Raw genomic sequence first — 15,267 nt, forward strand, 5'->3', positions numbered from 1 at the left:
CTCACCCTTTACGCTGATACAACCACGCTCCATCCTCGCGCTTGGTTCGGATGGCATGGCCTTCTTGGTGAAGGTGGCTCAAATGCGCAAAGGCTTCAACCAGTGCAAGGCCATATTCCCCCTCACCTATCGCTCTTTTGAACAAAGGTGGGAAAACGTCACCAGCCGATTTGGGTGTGTCGATGTATGCCGACAAGCGTTTTAACGCGCCGTGGTGGTTATCAATCAACTGGCGCATGCGTGTGGGCAATCCGGTAAACGGCAACTTATGGCCGCCCAAAACCAGATGATCCTCGCGCCCCATGACCGCCAAACGTTCACAGGCCTCTAGCCATTCGCCAATTGGGTCGGCCATTGGTTCTGTCGCATAAACACCCACGTTCGGGCTGATCGAGGATAGAATTTGATCGCCAGCAATGACCAGATTGTCGTCACGGCTCCAGAAGGTCGCGTGCTCAGGCGCGTGGCCGTTGCCCATGTGCACATCCCACGTACGACCGCCAATTTGGATTGTGTCATCCTGTTTGATCCGCGTGTAACCCTGCGGCAACGGTGCGACGATGTCAGCAAAATTAAAGGGACGGTCCGCTGCGCGTTTGTCGAAAATCGCCGTGTCCATCCCTGCAGAGCGGTAAAACGCAAGGCTTTCCGCATTGGGCACTTCCTGCACATCCAACGTCAGCATACGGGCCATAAGCCACGCCGTGCGCGTTGTGACCAATTCGGCGCCATGCTCAGTCTGGAACCATCCAGCAAGGCCAATATGATCGGGGTGGTGATGGGTAACAATCACACGTGAGATCGGTTTGCCGCCCAACGGGCCTGCCATAATCTCTTCCCAGATCGCCTTTGTCTTTTTTGAGGCAAATCCAGTGTCGATGATGGTCCAGCTATCGCCTTCGTCAAAAGCATAAATGTTGACATGATCCAGCTTCATGGGAAGCGGGAGACGCATCCACAATACACCGGGGGCAACTTCGATAGCTTCAGATCCAGTTGGCGGCGTTTCCCACGGATACCGTAGGCCTTTTGGTGCGACATCAGCCATTAAAGGGCCAACTCCTCTTCTGTAAGTGCATAAAGACCAGCGGCACCTGCCTGTGCATGAACTAATTGAGCGGCATATTCTGGCAACAGACGCTGGATGTAGAACCGCGCCAATTTCTCACGTGGGCCGCCGCGATCCGCAAGCGCCGCCTTGAGGTGTAAATGCCCCCCAAGGACGCGTGCAAACGCGCGCAAGTAAGGCACTGCGCCCGCAAATCGTTCTTGCATATCTGTCTGAGCAACCATCCACTCGGTCGCCTCGCGCAGGCTTTCACAAGCCTCCCAAACATCACTAGCCAAGTTGGGAAAGACTTCTTTGGCTTGCTCAACTTCTTCTTCGATTTCATCCAACAACGCCATTGCAGCATCGCCACCATCCATCATCTTGCGCGCGACCAAATCCATAGCTTGAATGCCGTTTGTCCCCTCGTAAATCGAAGTAACACGCACGTCGCGGCAAAATTGCGCGGCGCCTGTTTCTTCGACAAATCCCATACCGCCATGCACTTGAACACCTGTATCCGCCACCGCGATGCCAGTGTCCGATCCAAACGCCTTTGAGATTGGAGTCAGCAATGCGGCGCGGGCTTTCCATGCCTTTTCACCCGTTGCAGTCGCCATGTCGATTGCAACCGCATTGCAGACAGAAATCGCACGCGCAGCAAACACATCCGCCTTCATGCTGGTCAACATCCGGCGCACATCGGCATGCCCAAGGATGGAATCAGTTGCCGCCAACGCATTGGTTTTGCCTTGCTTGCGATCTGTCGCATAGGCCAACGCGTGTTGATATGCCGCCTCAGCGATGCCAACGCCCTGCGCACCAACACCCAAACGCGCGTTGTTCATCATGGTGAACATCGCAGCCATGCCACCTTCTTTTTCACCAACAAGCCAGCCCGTGGCATCATCATATTGCATGACACAAGTAGGAGACCCGTGCAGACCCAACTTATGCTCAAGGCTGACAACGCTCACGCCGTTACGCGCGCCTGCATTGCCGTTCTCGTCTGGCAATAATTTGGGCACCAAGAACAAGCTAATGCCGCGCACACCCGCTGGTGCATCAGGCAAGCGCGCCAAAACGAGGTGGCAGGTATTGCTGCCAGCAAAATCATTGTCGCCCCATGTAATGTATATCTTTTGACCCGAGATCGCGTAGGTTCCATCGCCATTATCCACGGCCTTGGAAGTCAGCGCGCCAACATCGGAGCCCGCCTGCGGTTCGGTCAGGTTCATCGTCCCGATCCATTCGCCACTGATCAACTTGGGCAGGTACAACTCTTTGAGGGCATCACTTGCGTGGTGTTCCAAGGCCTCAATGTTGCCCTGTGTTAACATCGGCGCCAGTTGCAGCGAAATACAGGCCCCGCTCATCATTTCTCCAACCGAAGCCGTGAGCGCCATAGGCAACCCCATGCCGCCGTATTCAGGATCAGCAGACATCCCAACCCAGCCACCGTCGGCAATCGCCCTAAAGCCCGCCTCAAATCCTTTTGGCGTGCGCACAACACCATTCTCAAGGTGTGCTGGATCAAGATCGCCAACACGTTGCAGTGGTGCCAGTACTTCTTCGCACAGTTTTGCAGCCTCAGTCAGGATCGCGCGGGTTACGTCATCGGTGGCTTCGCTGAATTTTTCTGTTGCCCGCAGCGCTTCCAGCCCCACAACATGCTCGAATAAGAAATTGTAGTCTTCAACAGGTGCGCGATACGTCATACATAGGCCTTTCAGAAAGTAACTGGTCTTTCGCATAGCGGACCAACTCGATGGCGGCAACGTTGCAGTCCCGCCTATCTCAGCGCAACCGAAACGCCGCGTCATAGGCAAAACCGCAGGAACAGGTAATGTCCCCTTTAACCCAACGCCTGACACCAAATTCAGCCGATCTAAAACACGCGGCCGACCTTTTGCGTCAAGGTGCGCTTGTCTCATTTCCGACTGAAACGGTATATGGTCTTGGGGCTGATGCCCGCCAAGGCGAGGCAGTTGCCGGAATTTATAAGGCAAAGGGCCGGCCGTCTTTCAACCCTTTGATCATACATTTAGCTGATACAGCAGCCGCAAAAAATTACGTCGAATGGAGCGACAGCGCTGAAACCCTAGCGCAAGCCTTTTGGCCGGGGCCGCTTACGTTGGTCTTGCCCCTGCGCGCCGATCACGATCTATCTCCGCTGGTCACCGCAGGACTGCCTACTGTCGCAGTGCGCGTCCCTGCCCATCCAACCGCACAGGCGCTTTTGACGCATTTCACTGGCCCTGTTGCGGCCCCCTCCGCCAACCCCTCTGGACGCATTAGCCCGACGACGGCAGATCATGTAATTGCTGGCCTAGAAGGCCGCATTGCTGCGGTTGTTGATGATGGCCAGTGCACTGTGGGTCTGGAAAGCACCATCATCGGATTTGATAACGGCACGCCCGTCCTGTTGCGTGCTGGCGGATTGCCAACTGAAGAAATCGAAACCGTACTGGGCCAGTCCTTGGCACACCCTCAAAACACTAAGATCACCGCACCGGGACAGTTAACGTCTCACTATGCGCCACGCGGCGCTGTGCGGTTGAATGCCACTGCCGCGCATGACGGTGAATTGATGCTGGGGTTTGGCAAGGTCAGCGGAATCCTAACCCTATCAGCGGATGGCGACCTAACAGAAGCCGCCGCAAACTTATTTGGACATCTGCACCAATTAGACGCGATGGGTGGCGCCATTGCTGTTGCTCCGATCCCGATGCAGGGATTGGGTTGTGCGATCAATGATCGACTTAACCGCGCTGCAGCACCGCGCGGCTAAGCCCGTCCTGCTGCAGCCGAAAGAGTGATTGGATCGATCCCGATGCTGCGCAACGCCATCTCCCACATCACCTCATGAGCACCCCCAAATACCAACTCGGGGGTCGCCGCAGCAGTAAGCCAGCCATTTTGCCCAATTTCGCCTTCCAACTGGCCCGGCCCCCATCCCGAATACCCCAGCGCAAACAAAACGGGTTCCGGCCCAGCCCCGATTGCAATGTCATTCAAAATATCTTGGGTGGCCGTCAGAGCATAGTCATCACCAATCGTTAATGCATCCGCAGCAAGGCGTGTTTGATCTTGGTGCAGAACAAAACCTCGCTGGGTTTCGACAGGGCCTCCAATATGGACGGGCATGGTGCTGGTGTCTTGGGAAGGTTTGATATCAAGGCGTGCAAAAACCTCGTCCAAGCTGATCCTCCTTGCACGTTTATTCACGATCAGGCCCATGGCTCCCTCATCGGAATGTGCGCAGATCAATACAACAGAACGCGAGAACCGCGGATCGCTCATCCCTGGCATCGCAATCAAAAGCTGCCCCGTCAAATCCATCTTAGTTCCTCAAATCGCATCATCTATCACAGTGTGACGAGCACGGCGCAGCCCCGCAAGCACCATCGGCGAAACATGGCTAACCGAGTTGTGACTTGGCAAACGACGCCGGCACCTCCACATATAGTACATGATAAAATCACTCCTTTGCGCAACTGCGCTAATCACAACAGTTTCTGTCGCCCATGCTGAGGACAGCATTGGCATACCTGCCACAGCAACATTGATTGACGGGTGGCAACAGGCCGATGGCACCTACGTCAGCGCGGTGCGGATTACGCTGGCTGATGGTTGGAAGACCTATTGGCGCGCGCCCGGGGATGCTGGTATTCCCCCTGAATTTGACTGGAACGGTTCCCAAAACCTTGCTGGAATCGCAGTGAGCTGGCCGACACCCAAAGTGTTTAACCAAAACGGCATGCGCTCTATCGGGTATTCCCATCAGGTTACGTTGCCCCTCACTGTTTCCGCTAAACGTGCGGATAAGCCTGTGAAAATCAATCTCAAAATGGAAATTGGTGTCTGTAAAGACATCTGTATCCCCAAGGCGCTCACGTTAAAAGGCACCCTTGATGCATCCACAGCAACGCCCGTCCCAGCCATAGCCGCAGCACTGGCAGAACAGCCCTTTTCAGCCGCCGAAGCAGGCGCACGCGGTGTCACTTGCGCGCTCAGCGCATCTGAGGATGGATTGAACATCACTGCAAAGCTGACACTTCCCTCAACGGGTGGCAAAGAGCACGTAATTATCGAAGCAGGCAGGCCTGATGTGTGGGTTTCCGAAGCCAAGACAAGCAGAAGTGGCAACACACTCACCGCACATGCGGAAATGGTATCAAATGGCACTGGCGCATTTGCGTTGGACCGTTCAGCCATTCGGTTTACCGTGTTGGGTACTTCTCATGCAGTGGACTTGCGTGGGTGCATATCCAGCTAAAACGCTTCGCAGATAGGTCTCTGCACCTTTATGGCCGCGATACCTTGCGGCTCCGCAGAAGCATCGTAAGTGCGCCCAGAATATAGCCTAACAACGCAAGCACGGCTGCACCTGCTATAAACATAAAGAACCCCGCAGACATTGCTGACATGTTGGCAATCATTGGAAATGCCTGCGCAAACGGCGCATATAGGGCACCCTGAACCGCCGCATAGCCAATTGTGATTGCCCCCCACCCCAGCATCAGCGCCCAAAGCGCACCCAAGCCAAGCTGCAACCCCCGCGCAGGAGATCGTAACGCACGGCGCATGGCGGTTATTTGGCGTCCGATATCATGTTGCGCCGCTACCAGTGCAGGCACCACCAACAAAACCAATAGCATCCCGAACCCCAGCCCATAAACCAGCGTGATGATTGTCGGTTTGAGGAATTGCGCCTGCTGGCTGCGTTCAAACAACAGCGGTGCCATACCCAACACAGTGGTAAGGGTGGTCAACATCACAGGGCGTAACCTGTCAGCTGCACCATCAATGATCGACGGAAATAGGCCACGGTCTGCGGCGTATTCATCAATTGTGGTGACCAAAACAATCGAGTCATTGATAATGATACCCGTCATGCCCAACAGGCCCACAACCGTAAACATGCTAAGCGGAACTCCCCAGACATAATGTCCGTAAATCGTACCCACCAAGCCAAATGGAATGATCGCCATCACAACCAATGGACGTGTCCAGCTGCCAAACACCCATGCCAGTACCAAGAAAATACCTGTCAAACACAGCACCAATCCGGTCAACGCATCCGTCAAAAACTGGTCTTCTTGTTCGCTCAACCCAGCAAGACGGTATTCCACCTGCATCTCAGAAGCGATGCGCGGCAGGATCTCTTCCGCCAAAGCGGTGTTAATTTCGGTCGCGCGGGTGGGATCATCCTCAGAAATATCGCCTGTCACGGAAATAAGCCTGATGCCGTTTTCACGCCGCACCGTGCTAAATCCAGTCCGTTGCTGCACGCTGACGATATCGCCCAGCGCTACATAGTTACCGTCCACCGTGCGCATCTGGGTTCTGTCAAGGAAATCAGCTGTCAACTCACCCACAGGCAGTTCCACACGGATCGTAGCCGAACGAGGACCATCAGGGTATGTCGCGGCTTCAATACCGCCCAAACGGTTGCGCAAAACACTACCAAGCTGGTCAATCGTAAAGCCCAACGCCAACCCTTGCGGGGTTAAATCAAGGATCAGCTCTTCTTTGTCATAGGCGAGATTGTCTTCAACGGCGCTGACTTCGGAGTATTTCAGCAAGGCAGTTTGCAACGCTTCTGATGCATCTTTGAGAGTTTGCGTGCTGGCCCCATAAAACTGAACATCCAGCGCGTCCCCACCCGGACCAGAACGCCAGCCCCGAAAGCTAACTGTTTCTGCCAGCGGATGGTTCACCACCGCATCCTGAAGTAATGCCACAAAGGCAAAACTGGAATAAGGGCGCAGATCCGCATCAATCAACTCAATCGAAATACCGCCCAACAGATCGCCATCTTTTCCGTCGGCAGCTGATAAACCGCGACCCGAGTTAGAACCGATTTGCCCCATCACGTAATCAAGCGGATTCGTGCCGTGTTTGTCTTCCATTTGTTTAGCGACTTCTTCGGTGGCGCGTTGCATTTCGCGCATCATCTCAAGGGTATCCGCCCGTGAGGCCCCTTCGGCCATGATAAAGTTGCCCGTAACTGACCCGCGTTCAGGCGCGTTAAAGAAACGCCATTTCACGTCACCGCTGATGAACAGGGAAATCTGACTGGCCAAGATAACCAGAACACCCGCCAAGACAACATAGCGCGCCATAATAACACCTGCCATGAAAGGGCGGAAAAGACGTTCGCGGACCCAGACAAACCCATGGTTTACAACCACTGAGGGCGTATCAATCCCATGTATACCAATTGCATTGATCATACGCCGCGCCACACCGCGCCGCGAAATCAGCGCACCAACACACAATGCCGCAATCACAAAAGGCAACACCCCTGCAAACGCGAGATATCCCTCGTAGGAAAATGTTGTCTCAGCCCCGCTCAGACGCAACACGCCATAAGAACCCGCAAATATCACAGCACAGGTCAGCGCACTAAACACAACCGTGCTCACGATACCGCCAACAACCAGCTTACCCACTGAGAATTTCGCACGTTTCTCAATCCCCGCAAGGGCGTGGTTCATGTGGTGTGGCAAAATCAAGAAGCATTCGATCAGCGAGGCAATCAGCACCGCAATCACGGTAAACGGAATATCGCGGATCAAATCCCCAAACCGCCCCCCCACGGCGACCAATCCAAAGAACGCAATCACTGTGGTCAGCGTTGCGGCAAACACTGGCATCGCCATCCGCTGTGCCGCGCCCTCGGCTGCCTCAGCCGCGCTCATCCCGCCAAGACGGTATCGGTGATCGGCATGTTCACCCACAACGATGGCATCATCCACAACGATGCCCAGCGTGATGATCAATCCGAACAGCGAAATCATGTTGATCGTCAAACCGCCCAGATACATTAGTGCAATTGCAGCGCCCATCGCCACAGGGATACCCGCTGCCACCCAAAACGCGGTTCGCGCGTTGAGAAACAAAAAGAGAAGTGTCAGGACCAGCCCAAGGCCCATCAGCCCGTTGTCGATCAACAGATCAAGGCGTCCCGAAATCGCAGCAGCCCGCGTTCTGATCAATTCAACCGAAACACTGGCTGGCAGGCTTGATTTCAGTTCAGCAGCGACTTTTTCAACGGATTCTTGAATGGCAATGGCATCGCCACGATCTGAGCGATCAACTCGAACGGTCATTGCAGGGCTGTCACCCACAAAAAAGCTGCTCTCCCGGTCCACACCCTCAGAGCGTACATCGGCGACATCCCCAACCAACAGTTTTGAACCATCAGAATTGGAGCGAAGTGTAATTCCTGAAATCTCTCGAGGTGACCGTTTAGCCGTTCCTGTGCGCACCCGCGCGTTGGCGCCGTCCACATCTCCCGCCGGATCTGCGTCAACCTCTTGCGCAATGGCCGTCGCGATTTCGGCCATGGTCACGTCAAACTCAATCAATTTTGAGGAAGGGACTTCAACCAAGGTCTGGGGGGCTGCGACCCCTCGGATGGTCGTGCGTGTCACCCCAGCAGCAAACAAGCGGGTCACAAATTCATCCGCAAACCGACCCAATTGGGCAGGATCAACAGGGCCCGTAATTACAACATCGGTTACTCGGTCACTCCATGCGCCGCGCCGCGCTGTTGGGTCTTCGGCCTCATCGGGGAGGGTCGTAATAGCGTCAACAGCAGTCTGCACGTCGGCAGCCGCACGCGCCATATCCCAATCTGGTTCAAACTCAAGATTGATAATACCGACGCCTTCGCGCGATGTGCTGGTTGAGCTTTCGACACCCTCAACACCCAACAGTGCCGTTTCAAGAACTTGGCTAATGGCCTCGTCCACGTCTTCGGCACCTGCGCCGTCCCAAATGGTTGTGACGCTTACGCTGTCGATAATTACATCTGGAAAAAACTGCGCTCGCATATTGGGTGCAGCGCCAAACCCTGCAACCAGCATCAAAACCAAAAGCAGGTTCGCAATTGTTTTATGCCGTGTGAAATACGACAAAATACCAACAGCGGATTTAGGAATAGCACGCGCCATGGCTTAGCCCCCCATCCGGCTTTCGATACGCTGGACCACGCGCGCAGGCACCTGTGCCTGTGCAAGTTGCGCCAATACACGGGCTTTTGCGTCTTGTGGCATCCGCTGATTGCCTTCAACAAACGCCACTAGCTTTGCACGCCTATCTTCAGACAGCTCCAACATCTCTGGACCCTTAGGTGCTTCAACCCCTTTTCGCAGGGGCTTTACGGCTATGCCTTCCCCAAGCAGAGGAGACCGCGTCTCAATGACTTCACGACCAACGATGTCACCGCGCACCAATACATGATCGCCCTGACGGCGCAGGACCTCAACTGAGGCCGCCTCTAGCCGGTTTTCATCACCGAGCAAGAGCACTGCACCAGAGGCATCAACCGCAGAGGCTGGCAACAAAATAACATTCTCAAGCGGTGGTTCTTGGACCAGAACAGTCACAAAATCGCCTGGCTTGAACCCCGCAGGCGCCTCAAGTGCAGCAAATACTAAACGCCCCGTAACCCCTTCACCGGCCGCAGCAGATGTACGCGTGATACGCCCTTGCGCCGCTAAATCAACGCCTGCAACGTCTAAAGTGACGGTTACATCGGCTTTCACGATGTCGCCACTTTCGTCCAACAGACGGACATATTGTGCCGTGGACAGGCGAAAGGAAACTTCCAGATCATCGGGATCGAGCAATTCGGCCAATCGCTCATTGGCACTGACCAAGCGCCCCTCAACTACTGTTGTCTCGCTCAGCGTACCTGTGAATGGGGCAAGTAGCACCGTGTCGTCTAACCGCCGCTGCGCTTCATCCAATGCGATCTCATACCGCGCAGTGCTTGTGGCGGATTGATCCACGCGCGCTTCTGCCTGTGCAATTGCCTGACGGCGCGCAAGCACCGCCTGACGCGCCGCCGATGCGGCAAGTTCAGCGGTTTCAGTTGCGGCTGTTGTTCCCACACCACGCGTCACCAAATCATTCTGCCGATTGGCCGCACGCACGCGCAGCTCTGCCTGCTCTTGCGCTGCAAGCAATTCGTCTCGGGCCAATACAAGGCCACGCGCTGCGTCACGCTCTTCGGCCTCACCGTCGGCCACATCACTTTGTGCAAGTTGCACTTCTGACTCGGCATCCGCCGGATCAATCCGCACCAACACGTCGCCTGCGGTTATCGCGCCGCCGTCTTCAAATCCATCCGCAAGAGCGATAACACGTCCAGCGCCAGCAGCCCGCAATTCCAGCGTACGGCGGCTGGCTATTTCACCAAAACTTGTGAGGACAGGCGTTTGCGATCCAGCTACGGCTGTAACAACGTTGACCGAGAACACCCGCTCACGTGCGGGGGGGGCTGCAGGGCTGTCCGCCATGCGATCTTGTACTGCGCCGCCGACCATTTGCACTGCCCAAACCAACAGCCCTAGCGTTACCGCCGCCAGAAACAGACCGATCATACTTTGTCTCAGAAACCGCATCGTGTATCCGTTTTAATCGTTTCAATCAGAAATGGTAGCGCAGCATAGGCACTTGGCAAGTATAACATATACGCACAGCGCAGAGGTTTCCGTCACTTATTCGCTAGATAAATTTTTACACGGCTATTTTCTACGCAGATGTTCATCCAGACGCGGCAGGATTTCCACGAAATTGCACGGGCGATGACGGTAATCGAGTTGCTTGAGCAGAATTTCGTCCCATGCATCCTTGCATGCCCCCGGGCTGCCCGGCAGCGCAAAAAGATACGTGCCATTTGCCACACCGCCAGTTGCGCGCGACTGAACAGCACTTGTGCCGATTTTCTGCATGGAGACAATCGTGAAGATCGTGCCAAATGCGTCTATCTCTTTTTCATACACATCGCGGTGCGCCTCTACGGTGACATCGCGCCCTGTCAGCCCTGTGCCCCCCGTTGAGATAACAACATCAACCTGTGGATCCGCGCACCACGCACGCAACTGCGCAGCAATTTCAGACCTCTCATCCCGCAAGATCATGCGATCCGCCAACTCGTGGCCAGCGTCCTTCAGCCGTGCAACCAGCACATCGCCTGAGCGGTCTTCATCCGCGCTGCGCGTGTCAGACACGGTCAGCACCGCAATGCGTACCGCCACAAATTCCTTGCTGTCATCCATTCCGCTCATTGCTTACTCCATCACAGCCAACCGCGCTGCAAGCGCGGCGTAAATACTGCCCGTCACATACCCTAGCGCCTTGCCAGAGCGCATCAGCTTTTCACCAAGCGTTCCTGCAAACACACCAACAAGGCCGTTAATGAAAAATCCGCCGATAGCAATTAACGAACCAAAGAGCAGGAATTGAACGAATACGGGCCCTGCCTCAGGCTCCACAAACTGTGGGATAAAGGCAAGAACGAACCAGATCACTTTAACATTACTCAGGTTCGTAAACAGCCCTGCGCGAAATGCCTTCCACGGGCGCATGCCCAACGCACCTGCTTTCATTGTGCCACTGCGCAAGGCCTGAACTGCCAGAAACAATAAGTATGCCACCCCGAGCCAGCGGATCACCTCAAAAGCCCCAGGAAAGGCCGCCACAACAGCACCCAGACCTAGACCCGCAATCGTCACATGCACCATAGATCCCGCACTAACACCCGCGCTGGCCGCCCATGCCGACGTGCGACCCGATCGCATGCCTTGGGCCAGACACAACATCATATCCGCGCCCGGCGTTACATTCAGTGCTAATGCAGCTGGCACAAACGCCAATAGGGTTATCGGATCAATCATTTATCTATAGCCGCCTTTAAGCTCAAAAGATCGGCCCATGCTTCCCTCTTTGCAGCCGGATTGCGCAAAAGATAGGCAGGGTGGCACATCGGCAAGGCGGGTTTGCCCGCAACCGTTGTCCATTCTCCGCGCAGGCGGGTGATGCCGCGTTTAGACATGAGCGCCTGACAGGCCCAATTGCCCATGATCACAACCACCTTTGGATCAGCAAGTTCGATATGACGCAGCAAAAACGGCTTCATCATTGCGATCTCTTCTGGCTTTGGATCACGGTTGTGCGGGGGCCGCCATGGCAGGGTATTTGTGATGTAAATCGGGGCCTCCGCGTTCTCACGCCCCATATCAATCGCACCAAACATCCGGTCAAGCAGATGGCCCGGTGCCCCGACAAACGGTTTACCTGAACGATCTTCGTCGCGGTCCGGTGTTTCGCCGACAATCATCACAGGTGCCCCGGCGATCCCACCCGAGAAAACCATATTGCGCGCGCCACGTTTAAGATCACACAGATCGAACGCCTCCATTGCAACGCGGAGCGCCTCAAGGGTATCTGCTCCGTTGGCAATTTTTTGAGCCTCTGCTAACGGATCACGCGCTTCCATCTTGACCGGACCTTTGGTCAGGTGCGGCTTTGCATCCGGCTTTTTCGGCTTTGTCAGACGGTCGGGCAGCGCATAGCGGTCCACAGGGGTATCGCTGATGCACTCATCCGCGCCCAGTTCTATCTGCCACTCCAAAAGCGCGCGCGCCGTGTGAAAATCAACTGATTCCATATCCGCACTCTACGCCTCTGACCGCCGGATCAAAATGCCCTTTGCGGCGCTTCTTGCCGCGCTGTGTCTGCATCCCTATAACGGGCGAAACATCGTAGGGTTTTACCATGAGTTTTCGCCACCGCCACCTGCTTGGCATCGAGCCGCTGCACCCCCAAGAGATCACGACATTGTTGGACCTTGCAGACAGCTACGCCGAGCAAAACCGCAAGCCCGACAAACATGGCTCGGCCCTAAAGGGGCTGACGCAAATCAACATGTTCTTTGAGAACTCAACCCGCACCCAAGCGAGTTTTGAGATCGCCGGCAAGCGGCTGGGCGCGGATGTGATGAACATGGCCATGCAGGCGTCATCTATCAAAAAAGGTGAAACGCTGATTGATACGGCAATGACACTGAATGCAATGCATCCTGATTTGCTGGTAGTGCGGCATCCTCAGTCAGGTGCTGTGGATTTGTTGGCGCAAAAGGTGAACTGTGCCGTGCTAAATGCAGGCGATGGCCGTCACGAGCACCCAACGCAAGCGTTGCTGGATGGGCTAACGATCCGCCGCGCCAAGGGGCGTCTTCACCGTCTGTCGATCGCGATCTGTGGTGATATCGCGCATAGCCGTGTGGCCCGTTCCAACATCATGCTGTTGGGTAAAATGGAAAACCGCATTCGCCTGATCGCGCCGCCCACTTTGATGCCTTCAGGCATCGGTGAATTCGGTGTGGAGGTCTTTGATAACATGGAAGAAGGCCTGAAAGACGTGGACGTTGTCATGATGCTTCGCTTGCAAAAAGAGCGCATGGATGGTGGGTTTATCCCCAGCGAGCGGGAATACTATCACCGATATGGTCTGGATGCGGCAAAGTTAGCCCACGCCAAGCCAGATGCTATTGTCATGCACCCCGGACCGATGAACCGCGGCGTGGAAATAGACGGCACGCTGGCAGATGACATTAACCGCAGCGTTATTCAGGATCAGGTTGAAATGGGTGTCGCCGTCAGAATGGCCGCCATGGACCTTTTGGCCCAAAATCTGGCGGAAAGCCGCAAATGAGTACGTCAGACTTTTGGAATAGCGTGCTGGAGGCGGATGAAAAACTTCTTTGGACTGGACGTCCAAAGCCACGGTTTCATTGGCGCAATTGGCAGCTATATGGGGCCGCCCCTATGGCCGCAACAGGACTGCTGGCTGCCGCTTGGTTGTTCATTTTCACAACTGGTGCCAAGGGTGACATGTGGCTTTTGGTCCTGCCTGCGTTGCTAGTATTCATTCCTGCGCGCGCCACTTGGCAACAGCTAAAGACCTACACCAACACCCGCTATGCGCTCACGGACAAGCGCGCGATATTTTTTCACATCACGGGTGAAGAAACCCGCGTCAAAGCGTATCCGTTAAAGGCGATGAGACATCCCAAAAGACAAACCACAATACCAGCAAGTGTGAGCTTCCTCAAAGCAAACCGCAGCAAATCGAAGGGCATAGGATTTGATTTCATCGAGACGGCTGATGAATTGCTGCCCCACCTGACGAAGCTAAACTGATGCTTTCTCTTAAAAAACTGCTTGGGCAAGAAATTCACTATGTCTTTGATTGATATCTCCATGGCCGAACATGGTGTAATTCGTGTCTTTGCCATTTCACGCCCCATGTCAGACATGGCGCGCGCGCTCAAACAACAGCCCAAGGCTGCGCTGGCCTCGGAAATGTTGTCTCACGCGGTTTCAGCTGAGGATATCGAAGTTTTTGCCATTTCAGATTTGGAAGGCGTTGGTTTACCAACCTACCTGACAGACGGCTATGATATTGACAAAGACGCCATTCGGACGGATCGCAGGCGGCTTGACGCCCTTGACGGGTATGTCCTGCTTCTGTTTTCACGTGTCAACAACGATGGCGATGTCACCTTGAATACAGGCGCTGAGCTGACCCTAATCGGAACCTACGCGGGACCAAAGGCGTCACATACCGGAACGCCAATCGCTTCTTCCTCTGCTGCACCTTACTCTGGTGTGGCGACAGCCCCTAAGACACCAACCCGATCGCGCGTGGGCAGCGCGATAACAGCAATGGCTGTGCTGGCAGCCCTTCTTTTGATATGGTGGATATTACGATGAAAGAACCTAAACCCGATCCCAAAATGTCCGGCCGTGTCGCGACGGTTGCCCTGCTTGTGGCCTTTGCTGTTGCGGGCGGCATGGTCTGGATGGCCGGATGAGCAGTGACGCGCTGGCTGCTTGGCAACCTGCCCTGCGCGTTTTCATGCGCCGCACAGTCATAGTTGGCATTCTAACCTTAGCTATTGTCGCAGTTGCAGGCTGGGTGATTGGCGCAACAACTGGATATTGGCAGGCGCTGTATGTCGGTCCGGTTCTTGCGCTGGCCTACAACGTGGCCTTTGAAGACCCCGCACGGTGGCGTGCCGCGAAAGAAAACCAATGGTTGCTTCGCTCAGATGCACTTTTTCATCATGGTCCCGAAGGTGAAGTCCGTATCCCTTTGGCTGACATTATTGACGTTCGCAAACGATTGGGCTGGACGGTTATTGTCTTTCTTAAGGGCGGATTGCGGGTGCGGATTCCCTATGTGGATGATCCCTCTGATGTCGCGGCCCAAATCCTGGCCGCACGCGGACGCCTCACCATATGATCAATCTATAGGAAGGCATATTGCGCGAGACGAAGACCTCCCTTGGTAGGCACAGACCAGCCCCCACAATACACACGCATTGACCATGTTGGAAAAATATACCACCTCATGCG

Annotated in this window: 14 protein-coding genes; 6 read left to right on the plus strand and 8 right to left on the minus strand. The window is 55.0% G+C overall.

What is annotated here, in order from left to right:
- Position 1 precedes the first annotated feature (1 nt).
- Complete coding sequence (locus tag V7775_RS01835) at positions 2-1,048, minus strand: MBL fold metallo-hydrolase (RefSeq protein ID WP_335750156.1); 1,047 nt, start codon at positions 1,046-1,048, stop codon at positions 2-4.
- Complete coding sequence (locus V7775_RS01840; RefSeq protein WP_335750157.1) at positions 1,048-2,766, minus strand: acyl-CoA dehydrogenase; 1,719 nt, start codon at positions 2,764-2,766, stop codon at positions 1,048-1,050. The genes V7775_RS01835 and V7775_RS01840 overlap by 1 nt, the downstream gene beginning before the upstream one ends.
- Positions 2,767-2,894: 128 nt before the next feature.
- Here V7775_RS01840 and V7775_RS01845 point away from each other — a divergent pair, with 128 nt between their 5' ends.
- Positions 2,895-3,839, plus strand: coding sequence for an L-threonylcarbamoyladenylate synthase (locus tag V7775_RS01845; RefSeq protein ID WP_335750158.1), 945 nt, complete (start codon positions 2,895-2,897; stop codon positions 3,837-3,839).
- Here the strand turns inward: V7775_RS01845 and V7775_RS01850 are convergent.
- Positions 3,836-4,390: a YqgE/AlgH family protein gene (locus V7775_RS01850; protein WP_335750159.1), complete on the minus strand. Its 555-nt coding sequence runs from the start codon at positions 4,388-4,390 to the stop codon at positions 3,836-3,838. The genes V7775_RS01845 and V7775_RS01850 overlap by 4 nt on opposite strands.
- 130 nt (positions 4,391-4,520) lie before the next feature.
- On the opposite strand from V7775_RS01850, the gene V7775_RS01855 reads away from it, so the two are divergent.
- Positions 4,521-5,327, plus strand: a complete 807-nt coding sequence (locus tag V7775_RS01855; protein ID WP_335750160.1) for a protein-disulfide reductase DsbD domain-containing protein — start codon at positions 4,521-4,523, stop codon at positions 5,325-5,327.
- A 28-nt stretch (positions 5,328-5,355) separates the two neighbouring features.
- On the opposite strand, the gene V7775_RS01860 is transcribed toward V7775_RS01855, so the two are convergent.
- The 5 genes from V7775_RS01860 to V7775_RS01880 all read right to left on the minus strand — a co-directional run bounded on the left by V7775_RS01860 (position 5,356) and on the right by V7775_RS01880 (position 12,515).
- Positions 5,356-9,012, minus strand: a complete 3,657-nt coding sequence (locus V7775_RS01860; protein ID WP_335750161.1) for an efflux RND transporter permease subunit — start codon at positions 9,010-9,012, stop codon at positions 5,356-5,358.
- A 3-nt stretch (positions 9,013-9,015) separates the two neighbouring features.
- Entirely contained in the window at positions 9,016-10,467 is a 1,452-nt protein-coding gene (locus tag V7775_RS01865) for an efflux RND transporter periplasmic adaptor subunit (protein WP_335750162.1), read from the minus strand.
- A 123-nt stretch (positions 10,468-10,590) separates the two neighbouring features.
- On the minus strand, positions 10,591-11,133 hold the full coding sequence (gene moaB, locus V7775_RS01870) for a molybdenum cofactor biosynthesis protein B (RefSeq protein ID WP_335750163.1): 543 nt from the start codon (positions 11,131-11,133) through the stop codon (positions 10,591-10,593).
- 3 nt (positions 11,134-11,136) lie between these two features.
- Positions 11,137-11,742, minus strand: coding sequence for a LysE family translocator (locus V7775_RS01875; RefSeq protein WP_335750164.1), 606 nt, complete (start codon positions 11,740-11,742; stop codon positions 11,137-11,139).
- On the minus strand, positions 11,739-12,515 hold the full coding sequence (locus V7775_RS01880; RefSeq protein ID WP_335750165.1) for a uracil-DNA glycosylase: 777 nt from the start codon (positions 12,513-12,515) through the stop codon (positions 11,739-11,741). Before V7775_RS01880 ends, V7775_RS01875 begins: the two co-directional genes overlap by 4 nt.
- Before the next feature lie 107 nt (positions 12,516-12,622).
- Between V7775_RS01880 and V7775_RS01885 the strand changes: the two genes are divergently transcribed.
- The 4 genes from V7775_RS01885 to V7775_RS01900 all read left to right on the plus strand — a co-directional run bounded on the left by V7775_RS01885 (position 12,623) and on the right by V7775_RS01900 (position 15,154).
- The gene (locus V7775_RS01885) at positions 12,623-13,561 is read left to right on the plus strand and encodes an aspartate carbamoyltransferase catalytic subunit (protein WP_335750166.1); all 939 of its coding nucleotides are present in this window, start codon (positions 12,623-12,625) and stop codon (positions 13,559-13,561) included.
- Complete coding sequence (locus tag V7775_RS01890; protein ID WP_335750167.1) at positions 13,558-14,049, plus strand: hypothetical protein; 492 nt, start codon at positions 13,558-13,560, stop codon at positions 14,047-14,049. Before V7775_RS01885 ends, V7775_RS01890 begins: the two co-directional genes overlap by 4 nt.
- Before the next feature lie 39 nt (positions 14,050-14,088).
- Entirely contained in the window at positions 14,089-14,622 is a 534-nt protein-coding gene (locus tag V7775_RS01895; RefSeq protein ID WP_335750168.1) for a hypothetical protein, read from the plus strand.
- A 97-nt stretch (positions 14,623-14,719) separates the two neighbouring features.
- Positions 14,720-15,154 carry a hypothetical protein gene (locus V7775_RS01900; RefSeq protein ID WP_335750169.1) on the plus strand — a complete coding sequence of 145 codons (435 nt, stop codon included), beginning with the start codon at positions 14,720-14,722 and terminating at the stop codon, positions 15,152-15,154.
- Positions 15,155-15,267 lie beyond the last annotated feature (113 nt).

The sequence above is a fragment of the Sulfitobacter sp. genome (genome assembly GCF_036960155.1).
Taxonomy (GTDB): Bacteria; Pseudomonadota; Alphaproteobacteria; order Rhodobacterales; family Rhodobacteraceae; genus Sulfitobacter.